Here is a 17473-nt window from a genome sequence, read left to right as displayed (position 1 = left end):
GCCGCACGGCTCGTTCCGGCGCAGCCCCGTATCAAACGAAAACGCCACGCAACTGAAGGTTGCGTGGCGTTTTTTATCGCTTGCGTGGCGCCGCCTGCCGTCAGACGTCCTTGCGCTGATACGTGACGAATGCGTAATCGAAGTCGTTGGGCGCATTCGAGTGATGCGCTTCGCGCGCGATTTCTTCCCACACCTGCGAGTCGATCGCGGGGAAGGTCGCGTCGCCGTCGAAGTCGGCGGCGATTTCGGTGACGATCAGCTTGTCCGCATGGCGCAGCCCTTCGTCGTAGAGCTCTGCGCCGCCGATCAGAAACGCCTGCGGCGCCTGGTCCTGCGCGGCGAGCGCGAGCGCTTCGTCGAGATTGGTCGCGGTGTCGCAGCCCTGAAAGCGTCGCGAGGCATCGCGCGTGACGACGATGTTGCGGCGTCCCGGCAGTGGCCGGCCGATCGATTCATGCGTTTTGCGGCCCATGATGATGGGCGCGCCCATCGTCGTGCGCTTGAAGAATTTGAGGTCTTCGGGCAGTCGCCAGGGCAACTGGTTGTCGCGGCCGATCACGCCGTTGCTGGCGCGAGCGACGATCAGGGTGAGCGTCGTCATCGAATGGAAAGAGGAGGGTAACCGGGCGATTCTACCCGAGCCGTCGATGCACACCGACGCGTACCCGCCTCTCACTCCCGCGCCGGCCCGTCCGCGGGGAGCGCTCCCTTGTCGTCGGCGCTGCCCGGTTCGCGCAAGCCGTGCACGCCCATCAGCCGATACAGCGTCACGCGGGAAATGTTCAGATCCACCGCCGCCTCGTTCAACCGGTGCCGATGGCGCAGCAGCGCGGCCTCGATCGCGCGCTTCTCGGCAGCCTCGCGCGCCTGCGTGAGCGTCATGCTTTCCTGCTCGGTGTAGCCCGCGAGGTCGAGGTCGTCGGCCGAGATCAGCTTGTTCTCGGCCATCACGATCGCGCGGCGCACGCGGTTGATCAGCTCGCGCACGTTGCCGGGCCAGTTGTAGTTGTAGAGCGCCTCGATCGCCGACGGCGTGAAGCCGCGAATCTTGCGCGCGTTGTCGGTCTTGAACTTGTGCAGCATGTGGTACGCGAGAATCTCGATGTCCCGCCCCCGCGCGCGCAGCGGCAGCTCATCGACGCGTAGCACGCACAGGCGATGAAACAGATCCGCACGGAACTGGCCCTCGCGCATCGCGCCGTCGAGATCGACGTGGGTCGCCGAGATGATGCGCACGTCGACCGGAATCGATTCGCGTCCGCCGAGCCGCTCGATCTTGCCTTCCTGCAGAAAGCGCAGCAGGCTCGCCTGGCTTTCGAGCGGCAGATCGCCGATCTCGTCGAGAAACAGCGTGCCGCCGTCTGCCGCCTCGACGCGGCCGATCTTGCGCTGATTCGCGCCGGTAAAGGCGCCGCGCTCGTAGCCGAACAGTTCGGATTGAAGAAGATGATGCGGGATCGCGCCGCAGTTGATCGGCGTGAAAGGCGCCTTGCGGCGCGGCGAGCGCTCGTGGATCGCGAGCGCGGTCAGCTCCTTGCCAGTGCCCGATTCGCCCGCGATGAACACGCTCGCGTCGGTGTTCGCGACCTTGCGGATCGTGCGAAAAAGCTGTTGCATCGCCTCGCAGGTGCCGACCATTTCCTCGTCGCCCGCTTCGCTGACGGGCGGCGGAAGTTCCGGGTCGCACAGCGCGACCATGCCGAACGCGTGGCCGGCCAGATAGTCGATCGTCGCGTGCGCGACGGGCAGCTTCACGAAGTCGAAGCAGTAGTGGCGCACGAGGCGTCGCACGAGCGGATCGTCGAGCCGCTCGTTGGTCGCAAGCGCGATCCAGCCGATCTGCTGCTGACGCAGGCTCGCCTCGAGCCCGCCGATGTCGCGCGGCGCGAAGCTCGCCAGATCGACGATTCCCGCGCATGCGATGTCAGGTTTCACGAGCCGCCCGAGTTCGTGCGCCGAGCGCGCCGCCGCGACCTGCCAGCCGCGGCTTTTCAGATGCGCGATCAGCGTTTCGTCGGGCGTGCGCGCGACGTACAGCAGCTGTCGCGCGACGCCGCGCACCGCGGCGCTCGCCGGGGCGCCGGCCTGGTTGCTTGCCGGGGGGGCGACGCCCGGCGCCGCCGCGGACCCAGCGGACGACACGGCGGCGCGCTGCTTCGGCACCGCGAGCGACAGATGCGATCCCGCTGCCGCGACGGAAGCCACGCTGTTCAGATGAGGTGATTCACGCACGTTCGACCTCGTATCGTTGGCACGTCAGAAGGTGTACGGAAAGCGCATGCCGACCACAAAGTTCGGCGCGTCGGGTGTGAGTCCGATCGATACCGAGCCGTTGATGGTCAGATGCTTGTTCACGACGTGGTTCAGGCCAAAATTCATCGCCGCGGCCGTGGTTTCGCTGCCCGGCACCTGCTGATAGCTGCCGCCCGGCGACTTGGTCTGCGACTCGGGTTCGAGCGCCATCGTGAACGACACGCTGGCCGAATCCTTGTCGGAGAACGCGAGCGCGACGCCTCCGCCGAACTGCACGATGTCGCCGAGCTTGACCGTCGCCGGTTCGGTTTGTCCCTGCACCGACGAGATGTCCGCGAACGAACGCGCAAGGTTGTAGGTATAGGAAACGCTGCCGAACAGCACGACCGGGTCGTAGGTCTTCAGCACCGACAGACCCGCCGTGATGTTCCAGAAGCCGGTGCCGGTCGGCAGTCTGGTCGGCGCGACGAGGTTGGTGTTGTCCGCGTCGACCTGCACGACTTTTTCGCCGAACGGCGAGCTGCCGGTCGGCGCCTTCACGCGCAGACTGCCGACCACGTCCGGCAAGGCATTGGTTTCCCTGACGAACTGGTAGTAGATGCCGAAGTTCACGTCGCCGATGTCGTGACTCGACACCGTCGCGTCCGACAGCGTGCTCGCCGCGCCGCCCGCGCCGCCGACGATGAAGGTGCTGCGCCGATACACGTACGGCACGTCGACGTCGACATTGATGCGGTCGGACACGCCGTAGCGCGTGTCGAGGTCCGCCATTACCTGGTGCGACTTGGTCTGGCCGAGGTTGATGTTGCCGAGGAAAATCGCGTCGAGCGCGAGGAAGCCCGACAACTGCAACTGGCGACGGTCGTAATAGGTGTCGCTGATGCCGAAGTCCATCGTCAGCTTGTGGTCGAAGAGCGGCGCATGCTCGCGTTGCACGACCGCCTGCTCGGCCTGCGTGCGCACCGGTTCGTTCGCGCGCTGGGTCCGGCCGACCGCGCCGCTGCCGTCGGTGGCGGCGGGCAGGCCGCCGGCGCTGGCGTTGCCTGCATTGCTGCCGTCCGGCGTCGGCGGATTGACCGGCACGCCGGTCGCGGTGCCGGTGGTGCCCGCCGGCGCGGGCGCGCCGGGCGCGATCTGCGCGAGCGGCGGCAGCGGCACCGGCAGGCCGTCGGCGCCGGGCTGCTCGGCCACCGTGTCGCTGCCCGCGGGGGCGCCGGCGCCCGGCACGCCGCGTCCGCGCTGCGCCATCTCGAGTTCGGTGACCTGCCGTTCGAGCGAATGGATCTGCCGCTGCTGCTCGTCGATGACGCGCATCAGCGTGTTCAGACGGTCCTCCACGGATTGACCGGCGAGCGCCTGCGCGCTCGCCGACTGAGAAAGAGCCCACAGCATGACGGCGGCCGGAATGGCCGCGAGAGCCATGCGCGGCGCCCTGGTCGATGTCACTTTTTTCATTTTTTGCTCCCCCGGTGATCCGGCCGCGCGGTGCTGACTGCGCGGCCGTTTCTTTACTGCTTGTGCTGCAACTGGCGGTGGCGGCCCGCCTCGTTATCTCCTGTTTTGCAGTGCCTGTAGCACGCCCAACTGACGAAGCATCGAAGCCGACATCTGCTGGGTTTGCAGATGCAGTTGCAGGGCGTTGGCGACTTGCTGGTTATTGCCTGCAATCTGCAGCAACTGGGCGATCTGCCCGTTGCTCGGCGCGATGGTCTGGGTGGCGAGCCCAGCGGGTGTCTGCAGCGCCACGTTCACGCCGTTGCTGCCGAACGAAATGCCGGCTTTCACGGAGCCGGTCGAATTGCTGGCCGATGCCGACGGCGCGTTGGCGGAGCCCGTCAGCGTTAAGGCGCTGTTGTTGAAGTCGATTAGCGCGGAGTTCGTGCCGCTGTTGCGATCGCCCGCGACCTGGGTGACCTGCGACACGCCATTGACGCCGACGCTCTGGCCGCCGCGCGCCTGGGCATTCGGGTTGGCACCCGAATCGCCTGGATGGCCGTGCGCGCCGCCGCTCACGCTGGCGAACGTGCTGACGGAGCTCGTGAGCTGGCCGCCGCCGTTCTGCACCGCACTCAGCGATCCCTGGGCGAGCGCGCTCGCGCCGTTGGGCAACTGCCATTGCGAAATGACGTTCAGCACGAAGCCGGAGATCATCGTCGCGCCGGCGTATTTGCCGGTCTGGGTCGCGAGCACGTCGTCGCCGACGAGTTGCACCCGCAGGGGCGCGGCGCCTGGCTCCGGCGGTATCGAAAGTTCGGGAGCCGGTGGCGAGGCGGCGCCCTCCGAAGCGTGGGCAAGGCCGCCTGCGCCGCAGGCGATGGTGCAGAGCACGAACCCAAGCTGTGTGAAGTGTGACTTCATGGCGGGATCAGAACATGTCTGCCTTGTTCAAGCCGTACTCGAAAAAGGGAGTCGCGGCGGTGCCGGCTGCCAGCGCAGCGGCGCGCAGCTTCAGCGCGAGCGACTCGTTGTCCACCAACAATGGTGAATCCTCCCTGAAGGGTTTGCCGAGGACCGCGAACACGAGACCGTTCCAGGTCTTCGCGAAGTCCTCTTCGAGCACGATGCGATTGCCGAGCGCCGGGTCCGCGATGAACACGCGGCCGTCCTGCGCATGTTTGACGATCACGAAATGCTCATAGCCGTCGATGTTCATCAGGACCATCACGGGGATCTGAAGATGGTGGAGCGCTTCGACGTTGACGCGAAAGCCGCGGCCGCGCAGTCCGATGGTCTCGACGAAGTGCTTCATGTCGAGCATCGAGAAGCCGTTCTTGACGACAACTTCGGGCGTTGAAAAGACCATCATCCGGCGAATCAGTTCGGTTTCAGGAATGTCGATGCCGTAGCCGTACTTGAGGAGGGTGGCGAGCGCCGCCGCGCCGCAGCTGTAATCGAATTGCTGATTGACGATGTGGTTGTAGCGCAGGTCCTTCATCGAACGGACCGTCTTCGTCAACGGCACGCCGACGAACGTGGACGTGTCGATGCTCGACTGTGCGGCGGCGTAATCCGCGCACAGCACGCACCCTGCCAGCGCTACGGCGAACGGTAGCGCCGGGAACCCCTTGAACCCGGTCATGCTGGTCTCCTGCCCGATCCGCGCCGGCAGCTTCTATGGCTGCCGGCGCGCCCTTCCGACTGCTTTGTGCTTCTTCTGCCTGCCCGCGCTCGCCGCGTCGTCGGCTTACTTGCCGCTGTTCAGCGCCGCGATGGCGAGGCCGTTGTGCTGCAAGTTACCCGCGCCGCCGGCGATGTTCACGCCGATGTTTCCGGAGGCGCCTTTCAGCGTATCGGCACCCAGAGTCGCGGTGCCCTGGAATTGCCCGTGGACGGTCATCGTCGCGGATTGCGAGTTGTCGTCCGTCGCATCCATCGCGGTGGTCAGCGCCTTGCCCGGCGAGGTCGTCGTCACGGCGCCGGCAAGCGCGTTGTCCTGCGCGTTGCCGATACCGGAAGCGATGTTCACACCGACGTTGCCCGTCACACCCGACAGCGACCCGTTGCCGATCGACGCGTTCAGATTGAAGTTGTGGATCGTTGCGCTGCCGCCCGAGGACTGCACGTTGAAGTCCTGCGCGTTGCCGAACACGTTGCCGACGTCGACCGAGGCGAGCGACACGTCGTTGCTCTGCGCGTTGTCGATGCCTTCCGCGATGTTGATGCCAAGGTTGCCCGACACGTTGCTGGCTGCGTTGGCGCCGGTGGTTGCATTCAGCGTGGCAGCCGCTTCGTTGTTGATGTGCTGCGTGATCGAGCCGCGCGTCGTCACGTCGGTCGTCGACATGCCTGCGTCGATGCCCCATGCGGCGCGATACGAGTCGCTCGACGACGAGCGGCTGCGCGAGTGGCCCGACGATTGCTCGCCGACCATCGCATAGCCGGAGCCTTCGCTCGCCCTGAAGCCCCATGAACGGCTTTGCCCGGACGCTTCGCTCGCTTCGAAGCCGCCGGCGACGCCCGACGAGTTCGCGTAGCTCGATTCGCGATAACCGGCCTGCAGGCCGCCGCGGGCGCTGAACGAGCCGCTGCCGTGCGAGAACGTGTTGTGGTCCTGATAGCTGTAGCTGCCGCCGATCGAGCCGCCGGCAGACAGATGGCCGCCCGAGTTCTGACTTGTGTGCGAGAAGCTGCCCGCGATGCCGGCTGCCTGCTGGCTGGTTTCATAGCCGCCGCTAGTCACACTCGCGCTCTGGCTGCCGTACGCATAGGCGCCGGAGGCTTCGAAGCCCTGCGAGCCCGAGCTCGACGACGTATGGTTTTGCGTCGTGAACGCGAATGCCGAGCCGCCGCCTCTGACCGACGTTCTGCCGTTGTTCAGGGTCGTGATCACGTTGCCGCTGGTGTAGGTCTGAGCCTGCGGATCGAGCGTCGCATTCACGTTGACGGTCTGATTGTTGTTGATCACCGCGTTAGCCGTGCTGGAGACATGCACGCAGCCAAACAGTCCGACCAGACCTTCGACGCCGACCATCTCGCCGACGACCGTCGTATTGAACAGGTAGGCCTTCTGCGGCGCGGCAAGCACGCTGCCGGACGCGGCAACGAGAACGGCCGTGGCAATAAGAGTGCGCTTCATGATTCGCTCCGATACTTAAGTGTGGTCAGTTAAAAAAAGTGCCCGCCGGGGGACGGAGCACAAAACTGTTTGCCGTGGCATTACCGGCGCCGGCTGCCTGGTTGATCTGCACGATTCCGTTCGCGTTGCGCAAGGCATCGCTGGAAATGCTTGCCTCGCGCACGCCGTGAATCGCGTTCGACTGCCCCGGACTGCCGTTTTTCGGGGCCGTCGCGGATAGCTCCCCATCCGGGACGGTCTCGACTCCGAGCGCCGCAGTCCCGATCTGGGTGCTGTTGCGCTGCAGATTCCCTGCTCCGGCCGACTGGTTCACCAGCACCGCGCCGGATGTGTTCGAAAACGCATTGGCTTCGATCGAAGCCTGTGCGCGCGGCACGTTCGCGGCCACCGACGCGCTTTGCACGCTCGCGTTCGCATTGCCGAGCGCGGCGCCGTTCGTCACCGTGATCTGGTTGGCCTGCGCGTTGTCGAGGCCAGCCGTTTCGTTGACCGTGAGCGCGCCCGTCGCGTCCATGCCCGCGCCGGGGCCGATCGTCGCGATGGCGCCGACGATGGGCACCGCTTGCGCCTGCGCATGAGCCGCGCCGGCGACGAACGCAGCGACGCCCATGCACAGGCACGCGCAGACGCGCAGGGCCGGGCGTGCCGCAGCGATTTGCAGCGAGCGCGGCGAGGGTCGCTGGCGTGTGCTCATTTCAGACCTCCGAGCGCGCCGCCGAGCACGTTCGATAGCGGCGCGAGCGCGCCAGTCACCGACGAGCCGATCGTGCCACCGACACCCGTCGCCGGTCCGCCGATGCCGCCCGGGTTCAGCGGGATCGTGTTGCCGGTCGCCTTGCCGGAGAGGATCTGCGTGACGGCCTGCATGCCGGTGCCGCCGAGTACGCCGCCGGCGGCGACGCCGTTCGAGCCGTGCGCGTTCGTCAGATCGGTGTCGCCGACGAGCGTCGCGATCGTCGGATCGAACGAGTTGGCCGGGAACGTGGTGGCGCGCACGGCGACCGGGTCCTGGTCGCGCGGCACGGGGACGAACGCGTCACGCGACGTGACGCTGCGCTCGACGACGAGGTCGCCCGGATTGGCGACCTGCTCGGCATAGGCATGGCTTGCGAAGCAGGCGGTGACGAAGACGCTGGCGAGAAGGGCGGTGCCGGCCGAAGCGGCGCGCGGCAAGACGGGAGCGTTGCTGAACGACGCCGCCGGCACCCCGAGGGCGTGCGGCGTCTGTTGGTTCGTACTCATGTCCCGGTCCCTTCTCTCTTGTTGCCTGTGTCCCGCCGTCGTGGGGCGCGTCACCGCTCGCGCGGCCACCGGTCCTGCATTGCCTGGTTATTTGCCGTCTGTTCGTTGCTTCGTCCTGCTTACTTGCGCTGGTATGTCGCGACGTTGCCCTGGGCCGCGCGCGCGGCATCGACGGGCACCGGCAGCGGCGAGGGTGGCGCGATCTCGTCCCACAACGTCACCTGGTTGCCGCCGCTTTGCATCAACCGGGGCGTCGCGGCGACCATCAACATGCCGACCGCGCCGCCGCGTTGCCGTGACAGCATCTGGTCATCGAGCGAAATATCGTTCATGGATGCAGCATCGGCAGCCGGGGTCGACGGATTGGCGGCAACCTGGCTGTCGTCCTCCGCGGCAACCGGCGTGGTGGCTTGCAGGCTGGCGGAGGCGGGGTCGGCGGCATCGCTGGAATCCGTCGGCGTGGCGAATCGCGCCGGGCCGGCTTGCGCTGTCGGAGTGCCGGCACTCGCCGGCAGGGCGCTGAACGCGAGAGCTGCGCAGATCGCGAAGTATGGTGCGCGGCGCCTTATCAGATCGATGCGCAATGCGAGTCGCATGATGTGTCTCCCTGGTGCACGCCAATTAGCGAAACGTGTGCCATCGCTCGCAATCCATTGATACGTCTGGCGCCAACCAGCACAAACAGACTAATGCGTTCCAAATCGGGAAAAAAGTTGCAGCCCTGAAACGGATCAGCAGAAAATACCTATAATTCGTTAATCCGCGAGGTACGAAATACTGTCGCGAGAACGAAAAGCGCTTCCACTAATGTTTTATTTGTCGGCTGAATAAATCGCGATCGGCCGCCAAGCCTTGATGGGCAACGGGTCCATCGATTAAATTCGCATAATTGTTTTCGAAGCGGCGCGCGTATAGTAAGCTCTCGAAAACAGCTGCACATTTAAAAAAAGGCCCATATCGGGCCGTCTCGAACACACACGCCGCTTTCTTGGGGATCAGCTGTCCGCACGGAATGGAATGGCCGTTCGGGTTTTGCGATTCGCGAATCCTGGACGAGTCAGCGTGTCTGAACCGCAGTTTCAGGTGCATGCGTCGTCCTTAACGTTCGTTGACGAGAGGATCTGAATAATGGAACCCGCAACGCGGCAACTGATTTACGTTTCGCGTGACCCGAGCGCGGAACTGAATACGCGTTTTATGCAGCGTGGCTGGCATGTCGAAGTCGTGGGATCGGCGCGCGATGCGCGCCGGGCAGTGCGCACCGGCTCGGCTGCTGGCGGCCTGCTCGATCTGTCCAGTGATTTCCAGCCGCACGAAATCGCCGCTTTTGAATCCTGTTTGACCATGCCGAACGTCGGCTGGGTCGCTGCCACTACGCCTGGCCAACTCCAGGACGCCGCGTTGCGCCGGCTCGTGCGCGACTACTGTTTCGATTACGTGACGGTGCCGTCTTCGGGCGACCGTATCGTCGACTCGGTCGGTCATGCGTACGGCATGATCTCGCTGAGCGAAACGGCGTCGCACGACGGCTCGCAAGGCGCCGAGGGCGAGATGGTGGGCTCGTGCGACGCGATGCTCGCGCTGTTCCGCTCGATCCGCAAGGTCGCGATGACCGACGCGCCCGTGTTCATCTCCGGCGAATCGGGTACCGGCAAGGAGCTGACGGCAGTCGCCATTCATGAACGCTCGGCGCGGCGCAACGCGCCGTTCGTGCCGATCAATTGCGGTGCGATCCCGCCGCATCTTCTGCAATCGGAGCTGTTCGGCTATGAGCGCGGTGCGTTCACCGGCGCGAACCAGCGCAAGATCGGCCGGGTCGAGGCGGCCAACGGCGGCACGCTGTTTCTCGACGAAATCGGTGATCTGCCGCTCGAAAGCCAGGCGAGCCTGTTGCGCTTCCTGCAGGAGCGCAAGGTCGAGCGGCTCGGCGGCCATGGCGCGATCGACGTCGACGTGCGCATCATTTCGGCCACGCACGTGGACATGACCGCGGCGATGATCGAAGGGCGCTTCCGTTCCGACCTCTATCACCGCCTCTGCGTGCTGCAGATCGACGAGCCGCCGCTGCGCGCGCGCGGCAAGGACATCGAACTGCTCGCGCGGCACATGCTCGAACGTTTCAAGAAGGATGCGAGCCGCCGCCTGCGTGGCTTCGCGCCCGACGCGATCGCCGCGCTGCATAACTACGGCTGGCCCGGCAACGTTCGCGAACTGATCAATCGGGTGCGGCGCGCGATCGTGATGTCGGAGGGACGCGCGATCACCGCGCGCGACCTCGAACTTGCCGAATACGTCGAGATCGTGCCGGTGTCGCTCGCGCAGGCGCGCGAAGCGGCCGAGCGTCAGGCGATCGAGCTTGCGTTGCTGCGGCATCGCGGGCGGCTCGGAGACGCGGCGCAGGAACTTGGCATCTCGCGAGTAACGCTGTACCGGCTGCTGTGCTCGCACGGCATGCGTCATATGGAAGGTGAGCCGATGGCGCCGCCGCACGGCGATTTGCCGGCGTCGGTGCAGCATCTGTAGGCGGCGGGCGAGCGGCGAGACTGGCGACGTGGCATGTGAAGGTCTGGCGCGTCGCCGTGGGTCTCGGGCTGTGCCGGTTCGGACGGATTGACTGTGCCTTCCGGGCGCAGCGACGCCAGCCGGCAAGCGTCGCGTCGAAGCACTTTTGCATGCACGGTTTTGCCGCCCGTATATCGCGTACCGCGGTGTTTCCTTTCCGTCTGATATTTCCCTCGATATTCCCCATGCGGCGCGCCATGCCACGGCGGCGTGCGGTCGCGCTTGTTAGAATCGGGTTTTGCTCAATTCCGTGTGCGCGCCTGATCGGGTTCGCGCCGCGCCGAAGGAAACTGCATGAAACAATACCTGGACCTCGTCCGTACGATTCTCGACACCGGCACGTGGCAGGAAAACCGCACCGGCATCCGCACCATCAGCATGCCCGGCGCGATGCTGCGCTTCGATCTGCAACAAGGCTTTCCAGCGGTCACGACGAAGAAGCTCGCGTTCAAGTCGGCGATCGGCGAGTTGGTCGGGTTTCTGCGTGCTTCGCGCAGCGCCGCGGATTTCCGCGAGCTCGGCTGCAAGGTGTGGGACGGGAACGCGAATCAGAACGCGCAGTGGCTCGCCAATCCGTATCGCGAGGGCCCGGATGATCTCGGTGATGTCTACGGCGTGCAATGGCGCAAGTGGCCGGCCTACAAGGTGCTCGACGCCAGCGCGAGTGCGCAACTCGCTGACGCGCAGGCGCGCGGTTTTCGCGTGATCACTCAGTTCGACGAAGAAGGCCGCTCGAAAGTGCTGCTTTACAAGGCGATCGACCAGCTGCGCCAGTGTCTCGACACGATCATGCAGAACCCCGCCGATCGACGCATTCTGTTCCATGCTTGGAACCCAGCCGTGCTCGACCAGATCGCTCTACCGGCTTGCCATCTGCTGTACCAGTTTCTGCCGAACGTTACGCGCCGCGAAATTTCGCTGTGCCTGTATATCCGCAGCAACGACGTCGGGCTTGGCACGCCCTTCAATCTGACCGAGGGCGCGGCGCTGCTGCATCTGGTCGGACGGCTGACGGGCTATACGCCGCGCTGGTTCAGCTATTTCATCGGCGATGCGCATGTCTACGAGAATCAGCTCGATATGCTGCACCAGCAGCTCGAGCGCGAGCCGTACGAGAGTCCGCGGCTCGCGATTTCCGATCGCGTGCCCGACTACGCGAAGACCGGCGTGTACGAGCCGGAATGGCTCGAGACGATCGAGCCTGCGGATTTCTCTCTGGTCGGCTATCGGCATCACGAGCCGCTGACGGCGCCGATGGCGATCTGATGCCGGTGGGAGCGGGGCGGTAGCGCTCGCCCTCGTCGTCGTCGAATAACAAAAGCCCCGCGATGGTTTGCATCGCGGGGCTTTTTTGTGTGCGCCCAGCATGGGCGCACTCCTGGAGGTGCAAGTCCTCCCATAAGCTGACCACAGCGAATGAAGTGAAGCGCAACTGCGTAAGGGTGACCGAGCCTGGGGAGGAAGCGTGGAGCAAAGCCGTGAGCCGATGGACAAGAACCGGATATGAGGCGGCACCGATCAGGGCGAGCGGGCACGAATCTGCGAAGCTCTTGTGGTCAAGGATTGGTGCCGTAAATCCGGCGGTTGTGCGGTGAAGGAGTGCGTTCTTACCTGGGGAGATCTCGCCTCATGCCTGAAAGGGCAACGGTGTCGAACCGGAGCGAGAAGTCAGCCGAGGTCGTAGTAGTCACAGGACAGGTCGGCAAGGCTGAAGCTGGTGACGAAGGACCGAACGGGAAGGAGTGTTCAGGGATATGCCGATGCGGCAGGCAATGCGTCAGATGCCCGTGCAAACGGGGCGAGCGGGAGCAGCGCGTGGTGAAGCTGCGCATGTACCTGTGAGCGACGAAGCCGGCTGCCCGCGGCATGAACCCGGGAGCACAGGGTCAGCGTTGCTGGAAGCGGCGTTGACGAGAGAGAACCTGAAGCGGGCGTTCAAACGGGTGCGGGCCAACAAAGGAGCCGCTGGGGTGGATGGTCTGGGCGTTGACCAGACTGCGCGCCATCTGGTGACGGCGTGGCCAGCGATTCGTGAACAACTGCTGAAGGGGACGTACCGGCCCAGCCCGGTACGGCGGGTGACGATTCCGAAGCCGGACGGAGGCGAGCGCGAGCTTGGTATCCCGACGGTAACGGACCGGTTGATCCAGCAGGCTCTGCTGCAGGTGCTGCAGCCGGTTCTGGATCCCACCTTCAGCGAGCATAGCTACGGCTTCCGGCCCGGACGGCGTGCACACGATGCGGTGCTTGCCGCGCAGTCGTACGTGCAGTCAGGCCGGCGAATCGTGGTGGACGTTGACCTGGAGAAGTTCTTCGACCGGGTCAACCACGACATCCTGATCGACCGCCTACAGAAACGCATTGGAGACGCTGGTGTAATCCGGCTGATCAGGGCGTATCTGAACAGCGGCATCATGGATGATGGAGTGGTTCAGCAGCGAGCCCAGGGCACGCCGCAAGGCGGGCCGCTATCGCCGCTGCTGGCCAACGTGTTGCTGGATGAGGTGGACAAGGAACTGGAGCGGCGGGGCCACTGCTTTGCGCGCTACGCCGACGATGCGAACGTGTATGTTCGTAGCCGCCGCGCGGGCGAACGGGTAATGGTGCTGCTGCGACGTCTGTATGGGCGATTGCGCCTGAAGGTCAACGAGACCAAAAGTGCGGTCGCGAGTGTGTTCGGTCGCAAGTTCCTGGGTTACAGCTTATGGGTGGCTCCAGGCGGTGTGGTCAAGCGCAAGGTGGCGGCCAAACCGCTGCTGGCGTTCAGGCACCGCATTCGTGAACTGACCCGCCGATCTGGCGGGCGCAGCATGAAGGACGTGGTGGCACGGTTGCGGACTTATGTGCAGGGCTGGAGGGCATACTTCCGGTTGGCGCAAACCCCCAGAGTCTGGCGTGAGCTGGATGAGTGGCTGCGCCACCGACTACGCGCCATCCAGCTTAAGCATTGGCGCCGTGGCTCAACCATCTACCGGGAACTGCGCGCGCTGGGCGCGTCATGCTCTGTGGCACAACAGGTGGCGGCGAACAGTCGCCGCTGGTGGTGCAACAGCGGCAAGCTCCTCAACAGCGTGCTGACCATCACTTACTTCGATCAGCTGGGTGTGCCCCGACTCTCCTAACCTCAACTTCCCGAACCGCCCGGTGCGGACCCGCATGCCGGGTGGTGTGGCAGGGGCGCAGCCTCAGGCTGCCCCCTATGCCGATTGCTGGGACGGCAGGCGTCCTGCTCAGCTCTTGTGATGCTCGTCGCGATTGCCGCCGCCCTGGTGCTGCTCGGCATGTTGCGGTTGCGGCTGGGGTTGCGGACGTGGCTGCTGCACCTGCTGGGGCCGCGGTTCGGGGCGTGGCTGCTGCATCTGCGGACGCGGCTCGGGCCGGGCTTGCGGCATCGGCTGTGGACGCGGTTCGAAATGCGGCTGCTGCGCCTGCTGGAACTGCGGTTCGGGCCGAGGGGCTTGCGGCATCGGCTGCGGACGCGGTTCGACACGCGGCTGTTGCGCCTGCTGGAACTGCGGTTCGGGCCGAGGGGCTTGCGGCATCGGCTGCGGACGCGCTTCGACACGCGGCTGTTGCGCCTGCTGCATTTGTGGTTCGGGACGCGATTGCTGCGGCGGGACGGCGTGCGGCGCCTGTTGCGTCACAGGCGGATGCCAGTTTGGCACACGCGCCTGTTGCTGCGCGGCCGGGTTGTCCGGCGGATGGGGCGCACCGGCCTGTTGCGCGAAGCTCGGCTGTTGCGGGCCGCCCGGTTGCGCCATGCGCGTTGCCTGCTGCGCCATCGGGGTATGCGGCTGCGTCCATGCCGGCTGAGATCTGCCGACCGCGCCCCATTCCTGCGGCGCGCCGCGCTGCCGTGTGTACGCCGCCGTGTTGGCTGAATTCCCACCGGCTGCTTGCGGCGGCCGCGGCACACCATTCGACGGATGGCCCATATTGCCCGCGAGCCCGCTCTCGCCAGACTGCGGCGGACGCGGGTTGCCGACCATCTGCGGCGGCATGCCCGGACGCGCTTGCGGCGCTTCGCCATGCGGCCCCACGACGCCACGTTCGCCTGGCCGCTGGCCAGCCTGCTCGACGCCATGCGGCCCGTTACTGCCCATTGCGCTGGGGGCGCCAGGCGCGCCAGGCGCACCCGCCGCCATCCCCGGCGGACGTCCCGGCACATGCGATTGCACGACCCGCACGTTCGCCATCGGCAGCGCGCTCGGTGCGCCGGTCATATGCGCCGGCACCGCGGTGCGCACGACCGGCTGGCCGCCGCCGGGCACCCGACCGCCGCTTTGCGCGAAGCGCTGCGCGAGTTCGTCGTGATAAGCGGCCGGCATGACGGGATTGCGAGTCGCGACGACCGGCCGGCCGACGACGCTCGCCGGTGGCCGGTAGTTCGCGCGCCGGAGATCCGACCCGAAGCTTTCGCGCACCGGCGCGATCCCCGGTGCGCCCGGGTTGATCCGCGCGTTGCGCCACTGCGCCGGATCGACCTTCTGCGAAAAGCGTCGGACTGGCTGGCCGTGCACGAACGCTGTCGCCGGCACGGCTGTCACACCGCCCGGCACGCGATAGTTCACGTATGTGTTGTGGATGTTCACGTTGCGGCGGTAGTCGTTGACCATCGTCGTGCGGTTCACGCGGTTGTAGTACCCAGCGCTCCAGCGGTCGTGATCGCCCCAATGCGGATGCCACCGCTCGCCCGGCCCGAGCGGAAACCACGCGACGCCCGCCGCGACGACGCCGCCGACCGCCAGGTTCACACCCCAGTCGACGCCGCCGTCGTCGTCGCCGACGAATGCGACCAGCGCCGGCGCATAGACCGGCGCCGCGTCCGCTTCGAGCGGACCTGGCACCCAGGCCCACGTGCCGTCGACCTCGGCCCAGCGGCCGTAGTGGTACGGCGCGAAGCCCCAAGGTTGGTCGTCGACCCAGGTCCAGCCCCACGGCGCCTGCCAGACCCAGTGGCCGTCGTGATACGGCGCCCAGCCGGCCGGCGTCGCGTTCGGCACCCACACTTCGCCGTACTGCGGCGTCTCGCGCCATGTGCCGTTTGCATCGAGGTCCTCGTAGCCGGGGATGTCGCGCGACACATAGCGCGCCGACAGCGAGCGGTCTTCGCTGGCGTCGCGGCTGGCGGCCCACTGGTCGAGCTCGTCGACAGCGGGCGCGCGGTTGTCGGCGACTTGCTGCAGGCTGGTGCCGGCAAAGCGGATCTGCTGACCCGCCGCGACCGGCACCTGGCTGCCGTCGCCGTACGCGATCGCGCTGCCGCTGCGCACGGTGACGGTCGTACTGCTGCCGTCCGGCGCGACGTCGACGCGGTAGTCGCCGGGACCATTTACGCCGAGCGCAAGGTTCGGCGTGTCGATTTCATACGACGAGCCCGGCGCGAGCTCGCGCACGCGCGTCGATAGCGTGCCTTGCGCGACTTTCAGTTGCGCGGTCGTGTCGTCGAGATTGAGCACGTCGAGGCTCGTGTTCTGGCCGAGGCGCACCGCGGTCGAGCCGATGTGCAGCTCGGAGCGTGCGTTCTGGTCGTTCCATAGCTGGTCGCCGGTCGTCAGCGGCCGGTTGATCTGCGCGTACGACCAGTCGGTCGCGCCGGCGGGCTCGGTGGTCACGGCGCCGGCCGTGTAGTTCAGGCGCGCGATGCGCCCCGGCGGATCGACGCCCGACGGATCGCCGCCCGGCCCGACGGCCGTCGCGGCTTGTGGCGTGGGTGTTGCTTGCTGCGCCAGGGCGCTCTGCGCCGCGAGCGCGACGACGGCGGCCGCGATCAGCGTATAGCCGCTCATCCGGCGTTGGATCCCGGCATGCTGCACGGGCTGCTTGGCGTGTGTCATGACTGATCTCCGACGGACGTGGCAATGGGCCGGGTCCTTTCAGTCACTGTACCTGCCGCCTATGTTTCAAGACCGCTCATTTGTAAGGTGGATTCGCTGGCGTGTAACAAAAGGTCTCGCCACGTCGGGCCGCCGGCAGGTGAACGGTCTATCCGGCCAGAAACGCATCGAATTGTTGATGGCCGGCCGGCGTGACGCGCAGCACGCGCGGCCGCTCGGTCCGCTCGACCCAGCCATGCGCCGACCACGCATCGAGCAACGCCGCGCCGAGCGCGCCGCCCAGATGCGGTCGGCGCATGCTCCAGTCGAGGCAGGTGCAAGCGAAGCGCCGCCGTCGGGTCTTCTGCGCGGCCGTATCGATGCCCCAGTCGGCGAAGCGGGCGACGCCCTGCGCGGTCGCTTCGAGCGATGCGCCGTCTTGCGTCAGCAGTCCGCGCTCGAGCATGCGCTCGAACATGCGCACCGACAGCTCGCCTGCCATGTGGTCGTAACAGGTGCGCGCGTAGCGCATTTCTAGCGGCACGGTGCGTGCCGGACGCGGTACGGAGCGCAGTGGCGCGCTGACCTGCGCGACGTTGGCGAGTGCTTCGATCGATGCGGCGATGTCCGCCGACGCGATACGGAAATAGCGATGCCGGCCGCGCACTTCGAGCGCGAGCAGCCCGCCGTCGGTGAGCCGTCCGAGATGGGCGCTCGCCGCCGATGGCGACAGCCCCGCGATCATCGTCAGTTCGCCGGCTGGGCGGGCGCTGCCGTCCATTAACGCCCACAGCATCGCAGCGCGGCCGGGATCGGCGAGTAGCGCGCCGATGCGGCTCAGGCCGGGGAAGTGGTTCTGGTCGTCTAAGAGGGGGGCGGTCATGGCACGTCTCCTGAATGGGCGGCACAGGGCAACGCGGTCCAATCGCAAAGCCCGCCGCCACGATTCCTACTCTACGCGCATCGGGTATTCGATGTTTCAGCTTCGCGTGAACAATCAATGCGACGGACGTGTCCGGCTCGC

Annotated in this window: 14 protein-coding genes; 3 read left to right on the top strand and 11 right to left on the bottom strand. The window is 66.2% G+C overall.

What is annotated here, in order from left to right; genetic code table 11:
* Window positions 1-100: 100 nt before the first annotated feature.
* From OKW41_RS35640 to OKW41_RS35600, 9 genes are all read right to left on the bottom strand, one after another.
* Window positions 101-601 (bottom strand): dihydrofolate reductase, encoded by a 501-nt coding sequence (locus OKW41_RS35640; RefSeq protein WP_429575495.1) that lies wholly within the window; start codon window positions 599-601, stop codon window positions 101-103.
* 71 nt (window positions 602-672) lie between these two features.
* Window positions 673-2232, bottom strand: a complete 1560-nt coding sequence (locus OKW41_RS35635; protein WP_429575494.1) for a sigma 54-interacting transcriptional regulator — start codon at window positions 2230-2232, stop codon at window positions 673-675.
* Window positions 2233-2256: 24 nt separating this feature from the next.
* Window positions 2257-3708, bottom strand: a complete 1452-nt coding sequence (locus OKW41_RS35630) for a hypothetical protein (protein ID WP_429575493.1) — start codon at window positions 3706-3708, stop codon at window positions 2257-2259.
* 93 nt (window positions 3709-3801) lie between these two features.
* Window positions 3802-4611 carry a peptidase C39 gene (locus OKW41_RS35625; RefSeq protein ID WP_429575492.1) on the bottom strand — a complete coding sequence of 270 codons (810 nt, stop codon included), beginning with the start codon at window positions 4609-4611 and terminating at the stop codon, window positions 3802-3804.
* 7 nt (window positions 4612-4618) lie between these two features.
* The gene (locus OKW41_RS35620) at window positions 4619-5332 is read right to left on the bottom strand and encodes a C39 family peptidase (RefSeq protein WP_429575491.1); all 714 of its coding nucleotides are present in this window, start codon (window positions 5330-5332) and stop codon (window positions 4619-4621) included.
* 105 nt (window positions 5333-5437) lie between these two features.
* Entirely contained in the window at window positions 5438-6829 is a 1392-nt protein-coding gene (locus tag OKW41_RS35615) for a hypothetical protein (protein WP_429575490.1), read from the bottom strand.
* 25 nt (window positions 6830-6854) lie between these two features.
* Window positions 6855-7523 (bottom strand): hypothetical protein, encoded by a 669-nt coding sequence (locus OKW41_RS35610; protein ID WP_429575489.1) that lies wholly within the window; start codon window positions 7521-7523, stop codon window positions 6855-6857.
* A complete protein-coding gene (locus tag OKW41_RS35605; RefSeq protein ID WP_429575488.1) occupies window positions 7520-8071 on the bottom strand; it encodes a hypothetical protein in 552 nt (183 codons plus the stop codon). Before OKW41_RS35605 ends, OKW41_RS35610 begins: the two co-directional genes overlap by 4 nt.
* A gap of 119 nt (window positions 8072-8190) precedes the next feature.
* The gene (locus OKW41_RS35600; protein WP_429575487.1) at window positions 8191-8667 is read right to left on the bottom strand and encodes a hypothetical protein; all 477 of its coding nucleotides are present in this window, start codon (window positions 8665-8667) and stop codon (window positions 8191-8193) included.
* 532 nt (window positions 8668-9199) lie between these two features.
* On the opposite strand from OKW41_RS35600, the gene OKW41_RS35595 reads away from it, so the two are divergent.
* The 3 genes from OKW41_RS35595 (at window position 9200) to ltrA (ending at window position 13755) form a co-directional block, all read left to right on the top strand.
* Entirely contained in the window at window positions 9200-10594 is a 1395-nt protein-coding gene (locus OKW41_RS35595) for a sigma 54-interacting transcriptional regulator (protein WP_429451095.1), read from the top strand.
* Window positions 10595-10927: 333 nt separating this feature from the next.
* Window positions 10928-11899, top strand: coding sequence for a thymidylate synthase (locus tag OKW41_RS35590; RefSeq protein WP_429575486.1), 972 nt, complete (start codon window positions 10928-10930; stop codon window positions 11897-11899).
* A 488-nt stretch (window positions 11900-12387) separates the two neighbouring features.
* Complete coding sequence (gene ltrA, locus OKW41_RS35585; protein WP_187620135.1) at window positions 12388-13755, top strand: group II intron reverse transcriptase/maturase; 1368 nt, start codon at window positions 12388-12390, stop codon at window positions 13753-13755.
* Window positions 13756-13863: 108 nt separating this feature from the next.
* Here ltrA and OKW41_RS35580 read toward each other — a convergent pair whose 3' ends face one another.
* Together OKW41_RS35580 and OKW41_RS35575 are read right to left on the bottom strand one after the other, a co-directional pair.
* Window positions 13864-16470, bottom strand: a complete 2607-nt coding sequence (locus OKW41_RS35580; RefSeq protein WP_429575485.1) for a DUF6600 domain-containing protein — start codon at window positions 16468-16470, stop codon at window positions 13864-13866.
* A 148-nt stretch (window positions 16471-16618) separates the two neighbouring features.
* On the bottom strand, window positions 16619-17332 hold the full coding sequence (locus OKW41_RS35575; RefSeq protein WP_429575484.1) for an ArsR/SmtB family transcription factor: 714 nt from the start codon (window positions 17330-17332) through the stop codon (window positions 16619-16621).
* Between the last annotated feature and the right edge of the window lie 141 nt (window positions 17333-17473).

This window comes from Paraburkholderia sp. UCT70 (assembly GCF_050434085.1).
Classification (GTDB): Bacteria; Pseudomonadota; Gammaproteobacteria; order Burkholderiales; family Burkholderiaceae; genus Paraburkholderia; species Paraburkholderia tuberum.
The sequence above is the reverse complement of the archived record's forward strand: the minus strand, read 5'-3'. Positions and strand labels throughout refer to the sequence as shown.

Excerpts from the sequence above, each read along its gene's own strand:
- OKW41_RS35615 (WP_429575490.1), bottom strand. The coding sequence starts at position 6,829 with ATGAAGCGCACTCTTATTGCCACGGCCGTTCTCGTTGCCGCGTCCGGC.
- OKW41_RS35625 (WP_429575492.1), bottom strand. The coding sequence starts at position 4,611 with ATGAAGTCACACTTCACACAGCTTGGGTTCGTGCTCTGCACCATCGCC.
- OKW41_RS35640 (WP_429575495.1), bottom strand. The coding sequence starts at position 601 with ATGACGACGCTCACCCTGATCGTCGCTCGCGCCAGCAACGGCGTGATC.
- OKW41_RS35610 (WP_429575489.1), bottom strand. The coding sequence starts at position 7,523 with ATGAGCACACGCCAGCGACCCTCGCCGCGCTCGCTGCAAATCGCTGCG.
- OKW41_RS35605 (WP_429575488.1), bottom strand. The coding sequence starts at position 8,071 with ATGAGTACGAACCAACAGACGCCGCACGCCCTCGGGGTGCCGGCGGCG.
- ltrA (WP_187620135.1), top strand. The coding sequence starts at position 12,388 with ATGCCGATGCGGCAGGCAATGCGTCAGATGCCCGTGCAAACGGGGCGA.
- OKW41_RS35620 (WP_429575491.1), bottom strand. The coding sequence starts at position 5,332 with ATGACCGGGTTCAAGGGGTTCCCGGCGCTACCGTTCGCCGTAGCGCTG.
- OKW41_RS35575 (WP_429575484.1), bottom strand. The coding sequence starts at position 17,332 with ATGACCGCCCCCCTCTTAGACGACCAGAACCACTTCCCCGGCCTGAGC.
- OKW41_RS35630 (WP_429575493.1), bottom strand. The coding sequence starts at position 3,708 with ATGAAAAAAGTGACATCGACCAGGGCGCCGCGCATGGCTCTCGCGGCC.
- OKW41_RS35595 (WP_429451095.1), top strand. The coding sequence starts at position 9,200 with ATGGAACCCGCAACGCGGCAACTGATTTACGTTTCGCGTGACCCGAGC.
- OKW41_RS35600 (WP_429575487.1), bottom strand. The coding sequence starts at position 8,667 with ATGCGACTCGCATTGCGCATCGATCTGATAAGGCGCCGCGCACCATAC.
- OKW41_RS35590 (WP_429575486.1), top strand. The coding sequence starts at position 10,928 with ATGAAACAATACCTGGACCTCGTCCGTACGATTCTCGACACCGGCACG.
- OKW41_RS35580 (WP_429575485.1), bottom strand. The coding sequence starts at position 16,470 with ATGACACACGCCAAGCAGCCCGTGCAGCATGCCGGGATCCAACGCCGG.